The following is a 15,875-nucleotide window of genomic DNA, read 5'->3' as shown; positions in this document are numbered from 1 at the left end:
GGATTATTGTGACCGTTCGCCGGCCCATACCACCATCACCTTATCGTCGCCGAGCCGACGGCTGAAAGCATAGTAGGCGGCGTGCGGCCACGGGGTTTGCACGCCGCCGCCGATCGCCGGGTGGCGAGCGCGGAACTGCCCCAACCGTTGCCAGTGGGCCAGCAGCGGGGCTTTTTCCCCCTGCAGCTCAGGCCAGTTCATGTCGGAGCGGGTGCCCTGCAGCGGATCGGAGCCGGTTGGGCCGAGCGGGCGGCCGCTTTCATCGCCGTAGTAAATCTGCACCGCGCCCGGCGCCAGCAACAGCAGGTTCGCCGCCTGCTGTTGGTGCACCTGCGAGCCTTTGGCGTCGCTGGCGAAGAACAGCCGGGTGTCGTGTGAAGAGAGGTAGCTCAGCACGTTGAAGTCCTGCAGCCGTTCGGCCATCTGCCGGTAGGTGGCGTCGATATCGGCGAAGCAGCCCAGCGCCTGCGACGCCTGGTCCTGGAAATCGAAGTTGATCATCGCGTCGAAACCGTTTTGGTAATAATCGCTTTTCATCACCCCGTGGCCCCAGGCCTCGCCGGTCATCCAAAACGGCGCATCATCCAGCGCCTGCTGCGGATGCTCCGCTTTCCACGCCGCCAATGCCGCCGTGGCGCGCTGTTTCAACAGCGCCAGCGTCGGTTTTTCCACGTGCTTGGCGGTATCGACGCGGAAACCGTCGATGCCGTAATCGCGCACCCACTGGCTGAGCCAGATGGTCAGGTAATCGCGGGTGGCGGCGCCGGGCATGTCGCGCGCGGCGGTGTCGGGTTTGTGGCGGTAGAACAGCGGCAGGCCGCTGGCGCCGGGCGCTTCGGTTTTGATGTCCGGCAGGAAGGCCAGCGACATCGTCAAATCGTCATAGCCCGGCGCGTCATAGTCGCCGATGTCGGTGCGGATCCAATTTTTCCCCCACCATGGGCGCCAGCCCGCCTTGTCGCTGAAGTTGATGTAGTCGTTGAAGCTGTGCCAGTTTTGCCCTGGCCCGGGGCGCCAGTCGCTCCAGTTTTTCCCCAGGGTTTTCTCCACCTCCGCGCCTTGCAGATACAGCGAGCCGAAGTGGAACGTCTGCATATCCGCCAGCGTGGCGTAGCCGACGTGGTTCACCACCACGTCGAACAGAATGCGAATGCCGCGGCGATGCGCCTGCTCGACCAGCGTGCGCAGCTCCTGTTCGGTGCCCATGTTGGCGTCGAGGCGCGTCCAGTCCAGCGCGTAATAGCCGTGATAGGCGTAATGCGGGAAATCGCCTTGGGTGCCGCCGCCGACCCAGCCGTGGATCTGCTCCAGCGGCGAGCTGATCCACAAGGCGTTGACGCCGAGCTGCTGCAGATAATCCAGCTTCAGCGTCAGGCCGGCCAGATCGCCGCCGTGAAAGGTGCCTATTTCCTGCAGGCCGTCGCTGCGGCGCCCGTAGCTGTGGTCATTGGCCGGATTGCCGTTCTCAAAGCGATCGGTCAGCACGAAGTAGACCGTGGCGTTATGCCAACTGAACGCCGCCGGTTTCGCCGTGGCGGCGGATTCCAGCAGCAACAGGCCGCCGCTGGCGGCGGCGGGCTGCAGCGTGATTTTCCCCTGGCTTACCTGCGCCGTTTGACCGGAATAGAAATCGCGCAGCGTTTCGCCTTCGGCGAAGGTGGAGGCGACGTCGACCGTGACCGGCTTGCCGTCCCAGCGCGGGCAACTGCGCACGGCAACGGCGGCGTTTTCCGGCGCGCGGCTCAGGCTGAGCTGCAGCGTCGGCGTGCCGCTGCGCGTGTCGATGCGTACCTGATAGTCACCGGCGCGGAACTGCCGCCAGCTGACCGGCGGGTTGGCGCCGCAGGGCTGCAGCGACAGCGCCTGGTTAAGTTTTACCGCCTCGGCCGGCTGCCAGCAGTGGTTATCCTGATACAGGCGCAGCGGCAACTGGCCCTTGGGCAGCGCGGCCTGGCTGGCGAACAGCCCGGCGGCCGTTTCGTCGAAGGCCGGGAATCCCGGCAACGTCCAGCCGGCCAGCGCCGAAGGCGACAGCAGCATCAACAAGGGCAGGGGTAACAGTTTCATGGCTCTCCTTACGCGCGGCAGGAAGCGTTTTTTCCGCTGGGTAGCGCCAGTGTGGCAAACGGCGGAAAAATGGCCTCCTCCCTGAGAGGGTTTTTCGGGGAGGAGAAGAAGGGCGGAGCGTTTTCGGATTGATTCGGCTTGGCTTTGCGCGCGCGCTGCGGCAGATTAAACGATGAACATCAAAGGAGGTTAGCGATGACGGACAAAAACTGGCGAGAAGAGATCGTTCAGGCAATTCAGGATGCCGAATTGCAGCACTTCGCCGAAGAACATCAGCTGCAGGCGCTGTTCGCGCCGCAGCAGGAAGAGCAACACGGCCGGTTATCCGCAGACCACCGGCCGCGCTGAGTTATTTCCGCAACAGCTGCGGGTTGACGCAGTTTTCTTTCACCGTGCCGGTCAACGCGGCGATCAAATTATCCACCGCGCAGGCGGCCATGCCGTAGCGCGTTTCATGGGTGGCGGAACCGATGTGCGGCAACGCCACCACGTTCGGCATGCTGAGCAGCGGCGAATTGGCCGGCAGCGGCTCTTTCTCGAACACGTCCAACCCGGCGGCGTGGATCACGCCGTTTTGCAGCGCTTCGATCAGCGCCTGCTCATCCACCACCGGCCCGCGGCCGGCGTTGATCAGAATGCCGCTTTGCTTCATCTTCGCCAGCTGTTCGCGGCCGATCATGTGGAAGGTTTGTTCGGTCAGCGGCAGCGTGATGCAAACGAAATCCGATTCGGCCAGCAGGGTATCCAGATCGCAGCGGCGCGCGTTGAAGCGCTGTTCCGCCTCTTCGTGCGTGCGGCGGGCGTTGTAGAGCACCGGCATGCCGAAGCCGAAGTGCGCGCGCTGCGCCAGCGCCAGGCCGATGCGCCCCATGCCGAGGATGCCGATGGTTTTGTGGTGCACGTCGACGCCGAACCAGTCCGGCCCGATGCTGCCGTGCCATTCGCCGGCCTTCACCCGCTCCGCCACTTCCACCACCCGGCGCGCGGTCGCCAGCACCAGGCTCATGATGGTGTCGGCGACGGTTTCGGTCAGCACCGTCGGGGTATGCATCAGCAGCACGTTATGGGCGTTGAGCGCCTCGACGTCGAAGTTGTCGTAGCCGACGGAAACGGTCGAGGCCGCGCGCAGTTTGGGCGCCTGCTGCAGGAAGGCTTCGTCAATTTTACCGCCGGAACCGATGATCCCTTCGGCCTGCTGCAGCGCCTGGCGCAGTTCGTCGCGGTTCTCCGGCTGCAGGCCGTTGAAGGCGTGCACGGTGAAGTGCTGTTCCAGACGTTCACGTAGATCGGCGGGCAGGCTTTTGTACAATACGATAGAAGGCTTCATCACGAACTCCAGCTGAGCCAAAGGGGGCATGGCGCCCCCCCGGTTGGGTTAACAGAGAAAAAGTATAACCGGATCAAGCCAATTGCGGCTGGATCTCGTTGCGGGCGGGCTTGACGATCAGCGTCAGCACCACCGCCACCACCAGTGCGATGGCCATAAACATGTAAGAGGCCGCCGGGCTGCCGGTGGCGCCATTCAGATAGCCGACGAACCACGAACCGAAGAACGAACCCAGCGCACCCATGCTGTTGATCAGCGCCATGGCGCCGCCGGCGACGTTTTTCGGCAGCATTTCCGGAATGATGGCGAAGAACGGCCCATAAGGGGCATACATCGCAGCGCCGGCGACCACCAGCAGGCCGTAGGAGATCCAGAAGTGGTTGGCGCCGACGGCGTAAGATCCGAAGAACGCCAGCGCGCCGATCAGCAGCAGCGGCCAGACGAACAGCTTGCGGTTTTGCATTTTGTCCGACGCCCAGGAGACGACGATCATGGCGATGGTTGCCGCCAGGTAAGGCACCGCCGACAGCCAGCCGGCTTCCACCATGCCCATCTGCATGCCGCTGCGCAGGATGGAAGGCAGCCACAGCACGAAGCCGTACACGCCGATGCTCCAGGCGAAGTACTGCACGCACAACAGGATCACGTTGCGTGAGCGGAAGGCTTCGCCGTAGTTGCGCACGGCCTTGATGCCTTTCTGCTCTTCGTCCAGCTGCTGTTGCAGCGCCTGTTTCTCATCGGCGCTCAACCAGCCGGCCTGCGCCGGTTTGTCTTTCGCCAGCACCCACCAGCAGAACGCCCAGATAACCGCCGGAATGCCCTCGATGATAAACATTTCGCGCCAGCCGAAGGCGTGGATCAGGTAGCCTGACACCACCGACATCCACAGTACCGTCACCGGGTTGCCGAGGATCAGGAAGGTATTGGCGCGTGACCGTTCCGATTTGGTGAACCAGTTGCTGATGTAGATCAGCATCGCCGGCATCACCGCCGCTTCCACCACGCCGAGAATAAAGCGGATGGCGGCCAGCATCGGGATATTGCTGACCACGCCGGTCAGCGAGGCGCAACCGCCCCACAGGATCAGGCACCAGAAGATCAATTTTTTGACGCTGCGGCGTTCGGCGTAGATGGCGCCGGGAATTTGGAAGAAGAAATAACCGAGGAAAAACAGCGCGCCCAACAGCGAGGCCATGCCCTTGGTGATGCCGAGATCTTCATTGATGCCGGCGGCAGAGGCGAAGCTGAAGTTGGCGCGATCGAGATAGGCCAGGCTGTAGGTGATAAACACGATGGGCATGATGTACCACCAGCGTTTGGCCGCGACAGTCGCTTTATTCATGTTCAGTATCCTTCAGTGGTGTTGCATCCCCTTCGCACGGCACGCTGGGCGTGAAAGACAAAGGGGCAGATGCTCTCCCGACGCGTCCCGGTTGTAGGGCCAGAGGCTGACGTCATGCGGAGAAGTCGTTTTTTTTATTGTTATTCGGCCAGCGCCGCACGGGTCGGCAGGCCTTCGCTGTCGCCGATGGCCTGGATCGCCAGCGAGCCGATTTTGTTGCCGCGCTGCACCGCCTGTATCAGCGTTTTGCCTTCCAGCAGGGCGCTGAGGGTGCCGACGGCAAAGCCGTCCCCGGCGCCGACGGTATCCACTACGTTGTCGACCTTGACCGCGGCTACCGCCGCCTTATCGCCGGCGGCGGTTTTAAACCAGGCGCCGTCCGGGCCGGTTTTGATGATCACCGCCTGCACGCCGCGTTCCAGATAGAAATCGGCGATGCCTTCCGGCGTCGATTGGCCGGTGAGGATCTGCCCTTCTTTCAGCCCCGGCAGCACCCAGTCGGCGGCGAACGCCAGCTGGTTCAGCTGCTCGATCATCACCTCGCGGCTGGGCCACAGCACCGGGCGCAGATTGGGGTCGAACGAAATGGTTTTGCCCATGGCGCGCATCTCGCGCGCCGCATGGTGGCACAGCGCCAGCGATTCGCTGGACAGCGCCGCCGCCACGCCGCTCAGGTGCAGGTGGCGCGCGGAACCGAAATACTCGCGGTTAAAATCGGCAATCGACAGGTGGCTGGCCGCCGAGCCCTTGCGGAAGTATTCCACGCTGGGATCGGTACCATCGGTGGTTTTGGATTTCACCTGAAAACCGGTGGGGTAGTGGCCGTCGACCGTCACCTGCCGGTAATTGATGCCTTCCTTTTTCAACTGCTGCAGGGTGAAGCGCCCGAATGAATCGTTGCCGACGCGGCTGACCCAGCCGACGTTCATGCCCAGACGCGCCAGGCCGATCGCCACGTTCAGTTCGGCGCCGGCGATGCGTTTGGTGAAGGTTTCCACCTCCGCCAAGTCGCCGGTTTGCGCCGCTACGAACATCGCCATGGCTTCACCCAGCGTGACCACATCCAGGGGCGCCTGCTGCGCCGTCGTTGCCGTTAACGTTGTCATCATGGAGTTACTCCGCACGCAAGATATTGACGTAATGGCGGGTGACGGCTTCCAGGTCATCGCCCTGCAACGGGAATTCGATACCGCGCGGCACATCGTGCGGCAGGCGGGCCAGCAGGTCGCGCCAGCTGCCGTCGGTATCGTCCAGCGCGATGGCGCGCCAGCCGCGCGGGCCTTGGGTGGCGGCTTTGACGTGCACGTAACCGACGTGGCGGGCCAGGCGTTCGGCGGCGGCGAAGGCGTCTTGCCCCACCCACAGCCAGTTGGCCATATCGAAGGTCATGCTGACCGGCAGGTGGCTATCTTCCGCGGCGTGGAAAAAGGCGTTCAGCATCGACAAAATGCCGCAGTCCGGTGTTTGGTCGTTCTCGACCACCAGCTTGACCGGGTGTTGCTCCAGCGCCACTTTCAGCTCGGTAAAATCGAAGCCGGGGCGGAAATGGCCGAGGGACAGCTTCAGCTGGCGCGCATTCAGCGTCTGCGCTTCCGCCAGCAGCGCCGGCAGGTTGGGGTTCAGCGTATGTTGCGGGGTGAACAGCGCCTCAGGGGCGGAGTAGACGGCGAAAAGCTGCTGGCGATCGATCTCTTGCGCCAGCGCCGGCAGGCTGTCCAGCTCGCCGGCGGTGAACAGTTCGCGGCGGATCTCCACTCCGTCGGCGCCCGCGCCGGCGATGAGGGGCAACAGCGCGCGCTGGCCGCCGTGTTGTTTGACGGTATCGGTGCCGTAGGCGCCGGTGACCACGATGATTTCTGTTTTCATTTTGACTCCTGAGGCGGCATTGTCGCCGCCGCTGCTGTTACCGGTACGTTAAATGGAACCGGTTCCAGCGAAAAGCGGCAGAGTGTAAAAATATGATCGCAATCACGAAGCTGAGCAAAAAACAGCCGGCGAGGGCGGGGCGGTCAACGGCCCCGGAAAAGGCGGGTTAGCGGGTGGTGGAGCCTCGGACGATCAGCTCGCCGGAGAACATCTGCTCGCCGCTGGGGGCGGCCAGGCCCTGAATGCGCTGCACCAGCCGCTCCAGCGCCGCGTGCCCCATTTGGTAGGTGGGCTGTTTCAGCGTGGTGATGCCGACGCCCGCCAGTTCCGCCCACTCCAGCTCGTCGAAGCCCAGCAGGCCGATGTCGTTGCCCCACTGGATGCCGAGCCGACGCATGGCGCGCGCCACCTGCAGCGTCAGGGCGCCGTTGGCGGAGATCACCGCCTTGCGCATGCCGCGGTGGCGGCCGCTGAAATCGCTCAGCACCTGCTCCAGTTTCTGCCGATCGTTGAGCGGCGTTTCGGCCTGCTCCGCCAACAGCGCGGGGTGCTGCGCCATGGTATGCCTGAAGGCGTGCAGGCGTTCCAGGCGGGTATTGACCGTACCGAGCGGCTCGCTGAGGAACAGGATCGCTTCGAAACCTTGTTGCAACAGGTGTTCGGTGGCGACGGTGGCGGCTTCGCGGTTGTTCAGGCCCACCACATCGCAGGCGAAGTCGGGGATTTTGCGGTCGATCAGCACCATCGGCAGCATCGACTGTTGCAGCGTGGATAACGCTTCCTCGCGCATGCCGACCGCGTTGACCACAATGCCTTCCACCCGGTAACTGCTGAGCAGCTGCAGGTAGTGCTGTTCCTGATTGACTTCGTTGTTGGTGTTACACACCAGCAGGGTAAAACCGTGTTGACGGCAGGCGGCCTCGATGCCGCGCATCACGTCCACTGAATAGGGGTTGGTGATATCGGCGAGGATCAGGCCGATCAGGCGGGTCTGGCCGCCCTTCAGGCTGCGCGCCATCTGGCTTGGCCGGTAGTCGAGCTGCTGGATAGCCTGTTCGATGCGCTGTTTGAGATCGTCGGAAAGCAGGTGCTGTTCACCATTCAGATAGCGCGACACGCTGGTCTTGCCGGTTTTGGCGATGCTGGCCACATCGCTGATGGTGGCGCGTCCTGAGGCGCGCGTTGCCTTGCCTGTGCTCACAGCCGATCCCTCCTGCGGTTAATTGCCAAGGAGACTACCATACCCGATGTGCGAGCGGGAATATTGAAGGATAAGGAGAAAGTCGGGAGGAAGCGGCGGGGCGCAGGTGGCGCCCCGCACGGGATTACTGCAGCGGGCTGAGGGTGATCTCGACGCGGCGGTTTTGCGCCTTGCCTTCCGCGGTGCTGTTGGAGGCGATCGGGTTGTCCGGGCCGGCGCCGGTGGTGCGGATACGGTTCGCCGCCACGCCCTGGGTGATCAGCGCGCTGGCTACGCCGTCGGCGCGCTGCTGCGACAGGTTCATGTTGAGCGAGCGGGAACCGGTGCTGTCGGTGTAGCCGACCACGTTGACCGCGGTTTTCGGATACTCTTTCAGCACCATGGCGACGCCGGTCAGGGTGTTGGCGCCCGCCGGTTTCAGCGTGGCGCTGCTGCTGTCGAAGGTCACGTTGTTCGGCATGTTCAGCACGATGTTGTCGCCCTGACGGGTGACGCTGACGCCGGTGCCTTTCATCTTGTCTCGCAGCTTGGCTTCCTGCACGTCCATGTAATAGCCTGCGCCGCCGCCGAGGGCTGCACCGGCCGCTGCGCCGATCAGCGCGCCCTTGCCGCGATCTTTCTTGGAAGAGGACAGCACGCCGACGCCGGCGCCCAGTGCGGCGCCGAGGCCCGCGCCGATGCCGGATTTGCCGACTTCGGATTCGCCGGTGTAAGGGTTGGTGGTACAGGCTGACAGCGTGAGCGCGACGCTCACTGCGCCGGCAATAATTGCAATGCGTTTTTTCATGTTCTTGTCCTTAATGGCATCAATTCTGTACGCGCCGGCCCAACACGGGGGCGCAAAAAGTAGGCGACGCAGGTGGGGCCCGCATCACCGCGCTACTATGACGCGTTGGCTCGCCGGCAGTTCCGGAGAAAAACGTGACAAATGATGAGCGCGGGTAAGTGCTGGGGGAGTTATGCGACAAAACGCCGGGCGGCGCCATGCAGCGGATTCCTAATTGCGCGCCGCCAGGGCGCGAATGCGCCTTTTTTAACCGTAACCGGTTGAATTCTCGATTGCCGGCCAGTTCATGATCAGCGTATAGGCCTGGGTTTCGTCGTTAAACAGGCGTTGCGTTACCTGAAAACCGTGCTTGTGGTAAAACGCGCAGGCGCGCAGGTTTTGCTGATACACCTCCAGGCTGAGCCGACGATAGCGCTGCTGTACGTGCGTCATCAACGCCTGGGCGACGCCGCGGCCGTGAAACGCCCGATCGACAAACAGCGCGCCGATGAACTGCTCGTCCAGCACGCTGATAAAGCCGACGATTTCGTCGTCATGCCAGCAGGCCCAGCTTTGCGCGCGCGGCAGGTAGTTTTCCCGCACCAACGCGGCGCTCTCACGCCAGTATTTTTCCGCCACGAACGGATGGGCGGCGATGGTGCTGGGCAGCCACAGCGCCATCAGCCGTTCGATATCCTCCGGGCCACAGGGGCGGATCACCGTGGCTTTGGGTAACACATGCACCCCGTGAGATGATCGTTCACCAGCCCGCTGGCCTGCATGAAGGCGTAACAGATGGTGGAGCCGATAAACTTGAAGCCGCGCTTTTTCAGCGCCTTGGACATGGCGTCGGACTGCTCGGTTTTGGCCGGCACCTGGTTCAGCGCTTGCCAGCGGTTAAGCTGCGGCCGGCCGCCGACGAAGTCCCAAATGAAGGTAACGAAATTCTCCCCGGCCGCCTCCATCGCCAGATAGGCCTTGGCGTTGGTGATGATGGCTTCTATCTTGCCGCGGTGGCGGATGATGCCGCTGTCCTGCAGCAGGTTTTCCACGTCTTGTTCGGTCATGGCGGCGACACGCCGCGGATCGAAATCGTGGAAAGCGCGGCGGTAGTTCTCGCGCTTTTTCAGGACGGTGATCCAGGAAAGGCCGGCTTGCTGCCCCTCGAGGCACAACATTTCAAACAGCTCGCGCGCGTCGGTGGTGGGCGCGCCCCATTCCTTGTCGTGATACTCGAGATACAACGGATCGGCCGTCACCCAACCGCAACGTTCGTCTGCCATCCTGAATGTCCTTATGCTGTGTTTATGAACAGTAATCATCGCTCGAAGCGCCGAACTTGGCAAGCCTCTGATTGTTTTGTCATCGGCCCGCTTGACGTGACGAAAAAGCCGACAATAGTTACTACATGGCCGGTGGAAAACTGACCAGCGATAAAAACGACATGGCCTTCATTTGCAGGCTCTCAGGAGTCGATCCATGCCTTTAAAAATAACGTGCATGCCCCGCCCGGCGGCGCTTGCAGTGGCGTTGCTTTGCAGTGTGACCCTTCCGGCTCAGGCGTACGATCAACTCTACGTCTTTGGCGACAGCCTGAGCGATACCGGCAACAACGGCCGGTTCACCTATGACGGCAGCCAGCACCTGCTGTACGACGAAGCATTGGCGCAACGCATCGGGGCGGCGCTGGTGGCTTCGGACAATGGCGGTGAGAACTACGCCGCCGGCGGCGCGGTGGCGGTGCCGGGCCTGAACCTGGCCGACAACACCCAGGAGCAGGTGCAGCGTTACCTGAACCGGGTCAATGGCCAGGCCGACGGCGACGGTTTGTATATTCATTGGATCGGCGGCAACGACCTGGCGGCGGCAGCGCTGAATGCCGCTACCGCGCCCGGCGTGGCCTATAACAGCGCCGCGGCGGCGGCGGCGCAAGTGCATTCGCTGCTGAACGCCGGCGCCGGCACGGTGATCGTGCCGACGGTGCCGAACATCGGCTCCACGCCGCAGCTGATGGAATTGATCATTCAACAGGCGCTGTCACCGGTGCAGGGGGCGGCGATCCAGGCGGCCTATGCCACGCTTAGTTCGGTGGCGACGCCGGACAACGCTTCACGCACGCAGGCGATCCACGCGGCGTTGACCGCTGCGGCGAAGCAGGGCAGCGCCATTCCTCAGGTGCAGCAGGCGATCGCCGCGCAGCTTATCGCGGCGTATGACGGCCTGAGCACGCAGGCCGCTCAACTGACCGATCTCTATAATCAAAGCGAAGACCGTTTGCTGGCGCAGGGGAGCGGCAATATCGTGCGGGTGGACGTCAACAAGCTGTTCGCCGAAGCGATCGCCAATCCGGCGCAGTTCGGCTTCGCCAACACCGCCGGCATGGCTTGCCCGCCGGGCGTTTCCTCGGCGGTCTGCCGTTCCGACATGCCCGGCTTCGACGCCGGCCAGTCCTATCTGTTCTCCGACCATTTCCACCCCAGCCCACAGGCGCACCTGCTGATTGCGGATTATATCCAGGCGGTATTGGATGGTCCGGCGCAGGTGGTGGCGCTGAATCAGGCGACGGCGGCGATGGCGCGCGACAGCCGCGCCACGCTCGACAGCCGCTTCCAGCAGCTGCGCAACGGCGACAACCCGCAGGGTTCGCTGGGGGTGTTCGGCGGTTACGCCGGCCAGCACTACGACTATGCCGATAACCGGGCCGCGGGGGACGGCAACGCCACCACCCACAACCTGACCGTCGGCGTGGACTATCAGCTGACCGACAGCTGGTTGATCGGCGCGTTGATCGCCGGTTCCAACGACGATCAGCATCCTTCCAGCCGCTTTGATTACAAGGCGCGCGGGCTGCTGCTGTCGGCTTTCAGTTCACTGGCGATCTTCGAGCACGGCTGGGTCAACGCCGATCTGCACTATGCGACGATGGATTATGACGACATCCGCCGCAGCATGCGGCTGGGGCCGCTGACGCGCACCGAAACCGGTTCGACCACCGGCAGGCAGTGGGGCGCGCGCGTGACCGCCGGCTATGACTTCCCGATCGCCTCTTACCTGACTACCGGACCGGTGGCGCAGTTCGCCTGGGACTACAGCCGCGTTTCCGGCTACAGCGAAGACAGCGATGACAGCACCGCCATGCGCTTCAACGATCAAACCTACCACTCGCAGATCGGTGCGTTGGGTTGGCGGCTGGATACGCAATTCGGCGTGTTTAACCCTTATGCGGAGGTGAGTTATCAGCACCAGTTCGGTGACGACGTCTACCGCGCCGGCGGCGGCCTGAAATCGACGCAAACCTCGTTCACCCGCGACAGTGCGGGCCAGGACAAAAATTGGGTGGATGTCACGTTGGGGGCCAACATGCCGTTGACGGACCAGGTATCGGCCTTCGCCACCGTCTCGCAAACCGGCGGGCTGAGCAGCGGCGAGCAGTTTATGTATAACGTCGGCGTCAGCGCGCGTTTTTGAATTGGCCATCGGCGCGCTCAAGATAAGCCATAAGGTCTGATAAGGGATTTATGCGGAAGGCGGCCTGGGGAAATTATGCGGGCCGCAATGAGGTTGGCGGAAAGACAAAAAAAAACTGATCCTATGAAAGGATCAGGTAGCCACTTGGCCAACACCAGGGAAAATTTTATTTATTATTGTATAACCAAAGATTAACTGTCAATTTGTTTCTGTGGCCCGTTAGCGCCGTATTTCATCCCTGGCCGTTCCTCCCATGCCCTGCGCGTCGGCACGCCGCGCGATATCACCTTATTTTTCACGATAATAAGAAATAATCTGGCACTTGATCACATTATCTCTCGATGAGGGGAGTTTTTTAGTTGATAAAATTAACAAAAATAACATTGGCGCAACTTTATCTCGTGGGAAATATAAGGATATGCGCACGTAAATCAGCATAAATTTAATCGATGAAGGGGGAAATAGCGTTCAGCTAATTGATTATTTAAACGGCGGTGAGTGATGTTTTTGTTAAATGTTTCTAATGTGTGTGCCGGGTGTGTTTTTCTGGACGGCGAGGGGACCGGCAGACGCGTTGTCTTTCCCGCTGTGCCCGATGCGTGAAAATCCAGCGTTTCTCACCCCGATTCGCACTTGTTGCCGGATTCTGGCTGTATATCTTACGGTCAAAGGGTATACTGGCGCATTCCATCTAAATCCACTTGTATCGCGTGCGAATTCAACATGCAAAAGTTTGATACCAAGACCTTCCAGGGCCTGATCCTGACACTGCAGGATTATTGGGCGCGCCAGGGCTGCACCATCGTTCAACCATTGGACATGGAAGTCGGCGCGGGAACCTCACACCCGATGACGTGCCTGCGCGCACTGGGGCCGGAGCCGATGGCCGCCGCCTATGTGCAGCCATCTCGCCGCCCGACCGACGGCCGCTACGGTGAAAACCCGAACCGTCTGCAGCACTACTACCAGTTCCAGGTGGTGATTAAGCCATCGCCGGACAACATTCAGGAACTCTACCTGGGCTCGTTGAAAGAGCTGGGTCTGGATCCGACCATCCACGACATTCGCTTCGTGGAAGACAACTGGGAAAACCCGACGCTCGGCGCCTGGGGCCTGGGTTGGGAAGTGTGGCTGAACGGCATGGAAGTGACGCAGTTCACTTACTTCCAGCAGGTCGGCGGCCTGGAGTGCAAGCCGGTGACCGGCGAGATCACCTACGGTCTGGAGCGTCTGGCGATGTACATCCAGGGCGTGGACAGCGTGTACGATCTGGTGTGGAGCAACGGCCCGCTGGGCGTCACCACCTACGGCGACGTGTTCCATCAGAATGAAGTGGAGCAGTCCACCTACAACTTCGAATACGCCGACGTCGACTTCCTGTTCTCCTGCTTCGAGCAGTACGAGAAAGAAGCCCAATCGCTGCTGGCGCTGGAAAAACCGCTGCCGCTGCCGGCCTATGAACGCATCCTGAAGGCGGGCCATACCTTCAACCTGCTGGACGCGCGCAAGGCGATTTCGGTGACCGAGCGTCAACGCTACATTCTGCGCATCCGCACGCTGACCAAAGCCGTTGCCGAAGCCTACTACGCTTCCCGCGAAGCGCTGGGCTTCCCGATGTGCAACAAGAAGAACGAGAACTAAGAGGCAGCCATGACTCAACAGACTTTCCTGGTGGAAATCGGCACGGAAGAGCTGCCGCCGAAGGCGCTTCGTTCCCTGGCGGAATCTTTCGCCGCCAACTTCACCGCCGAACTGGACAACGCCGGCCTGGAACACGGTGAAGTGAGCTGGTTCGCCGCACCGCGCCGCCTAGCGCTGAAAGTGGCCAACCTGAGCGCGGCGCAGGCCGATCGCGAAATTGAAAAACGCGGCCCGGCGATCGCCCAGGCGTTCGACGCCGAAGGCAAACCGAGCAAAGCGGCCGAAGGCTGGGCGCGCGGCTGCGGCATCACCGTCGATCAGGCTGAACGCCTGGTGACCGACAAGGGCGAGTGGTTGATGTACCGCGCCCACGTCAAAGGCCAGTCGGCGCAACAACTGCTGGCCGGCATGGTCAGCACCGCGCTGGCTAAACTGCCGATCCCGAAACTGATGCGTTGGGGCGACTCCGACGTGCAGTTCGTGCGTCCGGTGCACACCGTTACGATGCTGCTGGGCGCCGATCTGATCCCGGGCACCGTGCTGGGCATCGACTCTGCGCGCACCGTGCGCGGCCACCGCTTCATGGGCGAAGCCGAGTTCACCCTCGATAACGCCGACCAATACCCGCAGATCCTGCTGGAGCGCGGCAAAGTGGTCGCCGACTACGAAGCGCGTAAAGCCCTCATCAAACGCGACGCCGAACTGGCGGCGCAGAAGATTGGCGGCAAGGCCGATCTGAGCGACAGCCTGTTGGAAGAAGTGGCCTCGCTGGTGGAATGGCCGGTGGTGCTGACCGCCAAATTCGAAGAAAAATTCCTGGCGGTGCCGGCGGAAGCGCTGGTGTACACCATGAAGGGCGACCAGAAGTATTTCCCGGTGTACGACGCCGCGGGCAAACTGCTGCCGAACTTTATCTTTGTGGCCAACATCGAGTCGAAAGACCCGCAGCAGATCATTTCCGGCAACGAGAAGGTGGTGCGTCCGCGCCTGGCCGATGCCGAGTTCTTCTTCAACACCGATCGCAAGAAACGCCTGGAAGACAATCTGCCGCGCCTGGAAACCGTGCTGTTCCAACAGCAGCTGGGCACCCTGCGCGACAAGACCGATCGCATTCAGGCGCTGGCGGGCTGGGTTGCCGGCCAGATCGGCGCCGACGTCAACCACGCCACCCGTGCGGGCCTGCTGTCGAAGTGCGACCTGATGACCAACATGGTGTTCGAATTCACCGACACCCAGGGCGTGATGGGCATGCACTACGCGCGCCACGACGGTGAGGCGGAAGACGTCGCCGTTGCGCTGAACGAGCAGTATCAGCCGCGCTACGCCGGCGATGCGCTGCCGCAGTCGCTGGTGGCCTGCTCGCTGGCGATCGCCGACAAGATGGATACCCTGGCCGGCATTTTCGGCATCGGGCAGCATCCGAAAGGCGATAAAGACCCGTTCGCGCTGCGCCGCGCCGCGCTGGGCGTGTTGCGCATCATCGTCGAGAAAAACCTGCCGCTGGATCTGCAGACCCTGACCGAAGAGGCCGTGCGCCTGTACGGCAGCAAGCTGACCAACGCCAAGGTGGTCGACGAGGTGGTGGAATTCATGCTGGGCCGCTTCCGCGCCTGGTATCAGGAAGAAGGCCACGCCGTCGATACCATTCAGGCGGTGCTGGCGCGCCGTCCGACCAAACCGGCCGACTTCGACGCGCGCGTCAAGGCGGTATCCCACTTCCGCACGCTGGACGAAGCGGCGGCGTTGGCTGCGGCCAACAAACGCGTCTCCAACATTCTGGCGAAGTCTACCGAAACGCTGAACGACAGCGTGCGCGCTTCGGTGCTGAAGGACGCGGCGGAGATCCAGTTGGCGACCCACCTGGTGGTGCTGCGCGACAAGCTGCAGCCGTACTTCGCGGCGGGCAACTACCAGGAAGCGCTGGTGGAACTGGCTGCGCTGCGTGAGCCGGTGGATGCGTTCTTCGACAACGTGATGGTGATGGCGGACGATGCGGAAGTGCGCGTGAATCGCCTGACGCTGCTGAGCAAATTGCGTGAACTGTTCCTGCAGGTGGCGGATATCTCCGTACTGCAGTAAACGGCTGTGTGCTGTGAAAAGGCGCCTGCGGGCGCCTTTTTTATTTCCGTTTCCTGGGTGCGAAGGCAAGGTCGCCTGGCGACTTGGGGGGCGACTTGGGGAAATTGAAGCGTCCGGT

Annotated in this window: 13 protein-coding genes; 4 read left to right on the top strand and 9 right to left on the bottom strand. The window is 62.2% G+C overall.

Features of this window, described 5'->3' with window-relative positions; translation table 11 throughout:
• Positions 1-3: 3 nt before the first annotated feature.
• Positions 4-2,067 (bottom strand): alpha-amylase, encoded by a 2,064-nt coding sequence (locus tag ACP39K_RS17820; RefSeq protein ID WP_497008736.1) that lies wholly within the window; start codon positions 2,065-2,067, stop codon positions 4-6.
• A gap of 195 nt (positions 2,068-2,262) precedes the next feature.
• On the opposite strand from ACP39K_RS17820, the gene ACP39K_RS17815 reads away from it, so the two are divergent.
• A complete protein-coding gene (locus tag ACP39K_RS17815; RefSeq protein WP_019455508.1) occupies positions 2,263-2,415 on the top strand; it encodes a hypothetical protein in 153 nt (50 codons plus the stop codon).
• A gap of 1 nt (position 2,416) precedes the next feature.
• On the opposite strand, the gene ghrB is transcribed toward ACP39K_RS17815, so the two are convergent.
• From ghrB to ACP39K_RS17775, 8 genes are all read right to left on the bottom strand, one after another.
• Complete coding sequence (gene ghrB, locus ACP39K_RS17810; protein ID WP_497008742.1) at positions 2,417-3,394, bottom strand: glyoxylate/hydroxypyruvate reductase GhrB; 978 nt, start codon at positions 3,392-3,394, stop codon at positions 2,417-2,419.
• A 73-nt stretch (positions 3,395-3,467) separates the two neighbouring features.
• The gene (locus ACP39K_RS17805) at positions 3,468-4,736 is read right to left on the bottom strand and encodes an MFS transporter (protein ID WP_033639091.1); all 1,269 of its coding nucleotides are present in this window, start codon (positions 4,734-4,736) and stop codon (positions 3,468-3,470) included.
• 140 nt (positions 4,737-4,876) lie between these two features.
• Positions 4,877-5,842, bottom strand: coding sequence for a sugar kinase (locus ACP39K_RS17800; RefSeq protein ID WP_025304772.1), 966 nt, complete (start codon positions 5,840-5,842; stop codon positions 4,877-4,879).
• 7 nt (positions 5,843-5,849) lie between these two features.
• Complete coding sequence (locus ACP39K_RS17795; protein WP_016929585.1) at positions 5,850-6,602, bottom strand: sugar phosphate isomerase/epimerase family protein; 753 nt, start codon at positions 6,600-6,602, stop codon at positions 5,850-5,852.
• 166 nt (positions 6,603-6,768) lie between these two features.
• Positions 6,769-7,803: a LacI family DNA-binding transcriptional regulator gene (locus tag ACP39K_RS17790; protein ID WP_016929584.1), complete on the bottom strand. Its 1,035-nt coding sequence runs from the start codon at positions 7,801-7,803 to the stop codon at positions 6,769-6,771.
• Positions 7,804-7,927: 124 nt separating this feature from the next.
• Complete coding sequence (locus ACP39K_RS17785; RefSeq protein WP_016929583.1) at positions 7,928-8,590, bottom strand: OmpA family lipoprotein; 663 nt, start codon at positions 8,588-8,590, stop codon at positions 7,928-7,930.
• A 246-nt stretch (positions 8,591-8,836) separates the two neighbouring features.
• Positions 8,837-9,289: an N-acetyltransferase gene (locus ACP39K_RS17780; protein ID WP_028128062.1), complete on the bottom strand. Its 453-nt coding sequence runs from the start codon at positions 9,287-9,289 to the stop codon at positions 8,837-8,839.
• Complete coding sequence (locus ACP39K_RS17775) at positions 9,286-9,852, bottom strand: DNA-3-methyladenine glycosylase I (RefSeq protein WP_016929581.1); 567 nt, start codon at positions 9,850-9,852, stop codon at positions 9,286-9,288. Before ACP39K_RS17775 ends, ACP39K_RS17780 begins: the two co-directional genes overlap by 4 nt.
• 196 nt (positions 9,853-10,048) lie before the next feature.
• On the opposite strand from ACP39K_RS17775, the gene ACP39K_RS17770 reads away from it, so the two are divergent.
• The 3 genes from ACP39K_RS17770 to glyS all read left to right on the top strand — a co-directional run bounded on the left by ACP39K_RS17770 (position 10,049) and on the right by glyS (position 15,757).
• Positions 10,049-12,037, top strand: a complete 1,989-nt coding sequence (locus tag ACP39K_RS17770) for an autotransporter outer membrane beta-barrel domain-containing protein (protein WP_497008735.1) — start codon at positions 10,049-10,051, stop codon at positions 12,035-12,037.
• Positions 12,038-12,760: 723 nt separating this feature from the next.
• Entirely contained in the window at positions 12,761-13,678 is a 918-nt protein-coding gene (gene glyQ / locus ACP39K_RS17765) for a glycine--tRNA ligase subunit alpha (RefSeq protein WP_004933966.1), read from the top strand.
• 9 nt (positions 13,679-13,687) lie between these two features.
• A complete protein-coding gene (glyS, locus tag ACP39K_RS17760) occupies positions 13,688-15,757 on the top strand; it encodes a glycine--tRNA ligase subunit beta (RefSeq protein WP_033639088.1) in 2,070 nt (689 codons plus the stop codon).
• Positions 15,758-15,875: the final 118 nt, after the last annotated feature.

This window comes from Serratia sp. EC4, assembly GCF_059652115.1.
The sequence above is the reverse complement of the archived record's forward strand: the minus strand, read 5'-3'. Positions and strand labels throughout refer to the sequence as shown.

Coding starts and splice junctions, on each gene's coding strand:
- ACP39K_RS17820 (WP_497008736.1), bottom strand. CDS start 2,067: ATGAAACTGTTACCCCTGCCCTTGTTGATGCTGCTGTCGCCTTCGGCG.
- ACP39K_RS17815 (WP_019455508.1), top strand. CDS start 2,263: ATGACGGACAAAAACTGGCGAGAAGAGATCGTTCAGGCAATTCAGGAT.
- ghrB (WP_497008742.1), bottom strand. CDS start 3,394: ATGAAGCCTTCTATCGTATTGTACAAAAGCCTGCCCGCCGATCTACGT.
- ACP39K_RS17805 (WP_033639091.1), bottom strand. CDS start 4,736: ATGAATAAAGCGACTGTCGCGGCCAAACGCTGGTGGTACATCATGCCC.
- ACP39K_RS17800 (WP_025304772.1), bottom strand. CDS start 5,842: ATGACAACGTTAACGGCAACGACGGCGCAGCAGGCGCCCCTGGATGTG.
- ACP39K_RS17795 (WP_016929585.1), bottom strand. CDS start 6,602: ATGAAAACAGAAATCATCGTGGTCACCGGCGCCTACGGCACCGATACC.
- ACP39K_RS17785 (WP_016929583.1), bottom strand. CDS start 8,590: ATGAAAAAACGCATTGCAATTATTGCCGGCGCAGTGAGCGTCGCGCTC.
- ACP39K_RS17775 (WP_016929581.1), bottom strand. CDS start 9,852: ATGGCAGACGAACGTTGCGGTTGGGTGACGGCCGATCCGTTGTATCTC.
- ACP39K_RS17770 (WP_497008735.1), top strand. CDS start 10,049: ATGCCTTTAAAAATAACGTGCATGCCCCGCCCGGCGGCGCTTGCAGTG.
- glyQ (WP_004933966.1), top strand. CDS start 12,761: ATGCAAAAGTTTGATACCAAGACCTTCCAGGGCCTGATCCTGACACTG.
- glyS (WP_033639088.1), top strand. CDS start 13,688: ATGACTCAACAGACTTTCCTGGTGGAAATCGGCACGGAAGAGCTGCCG.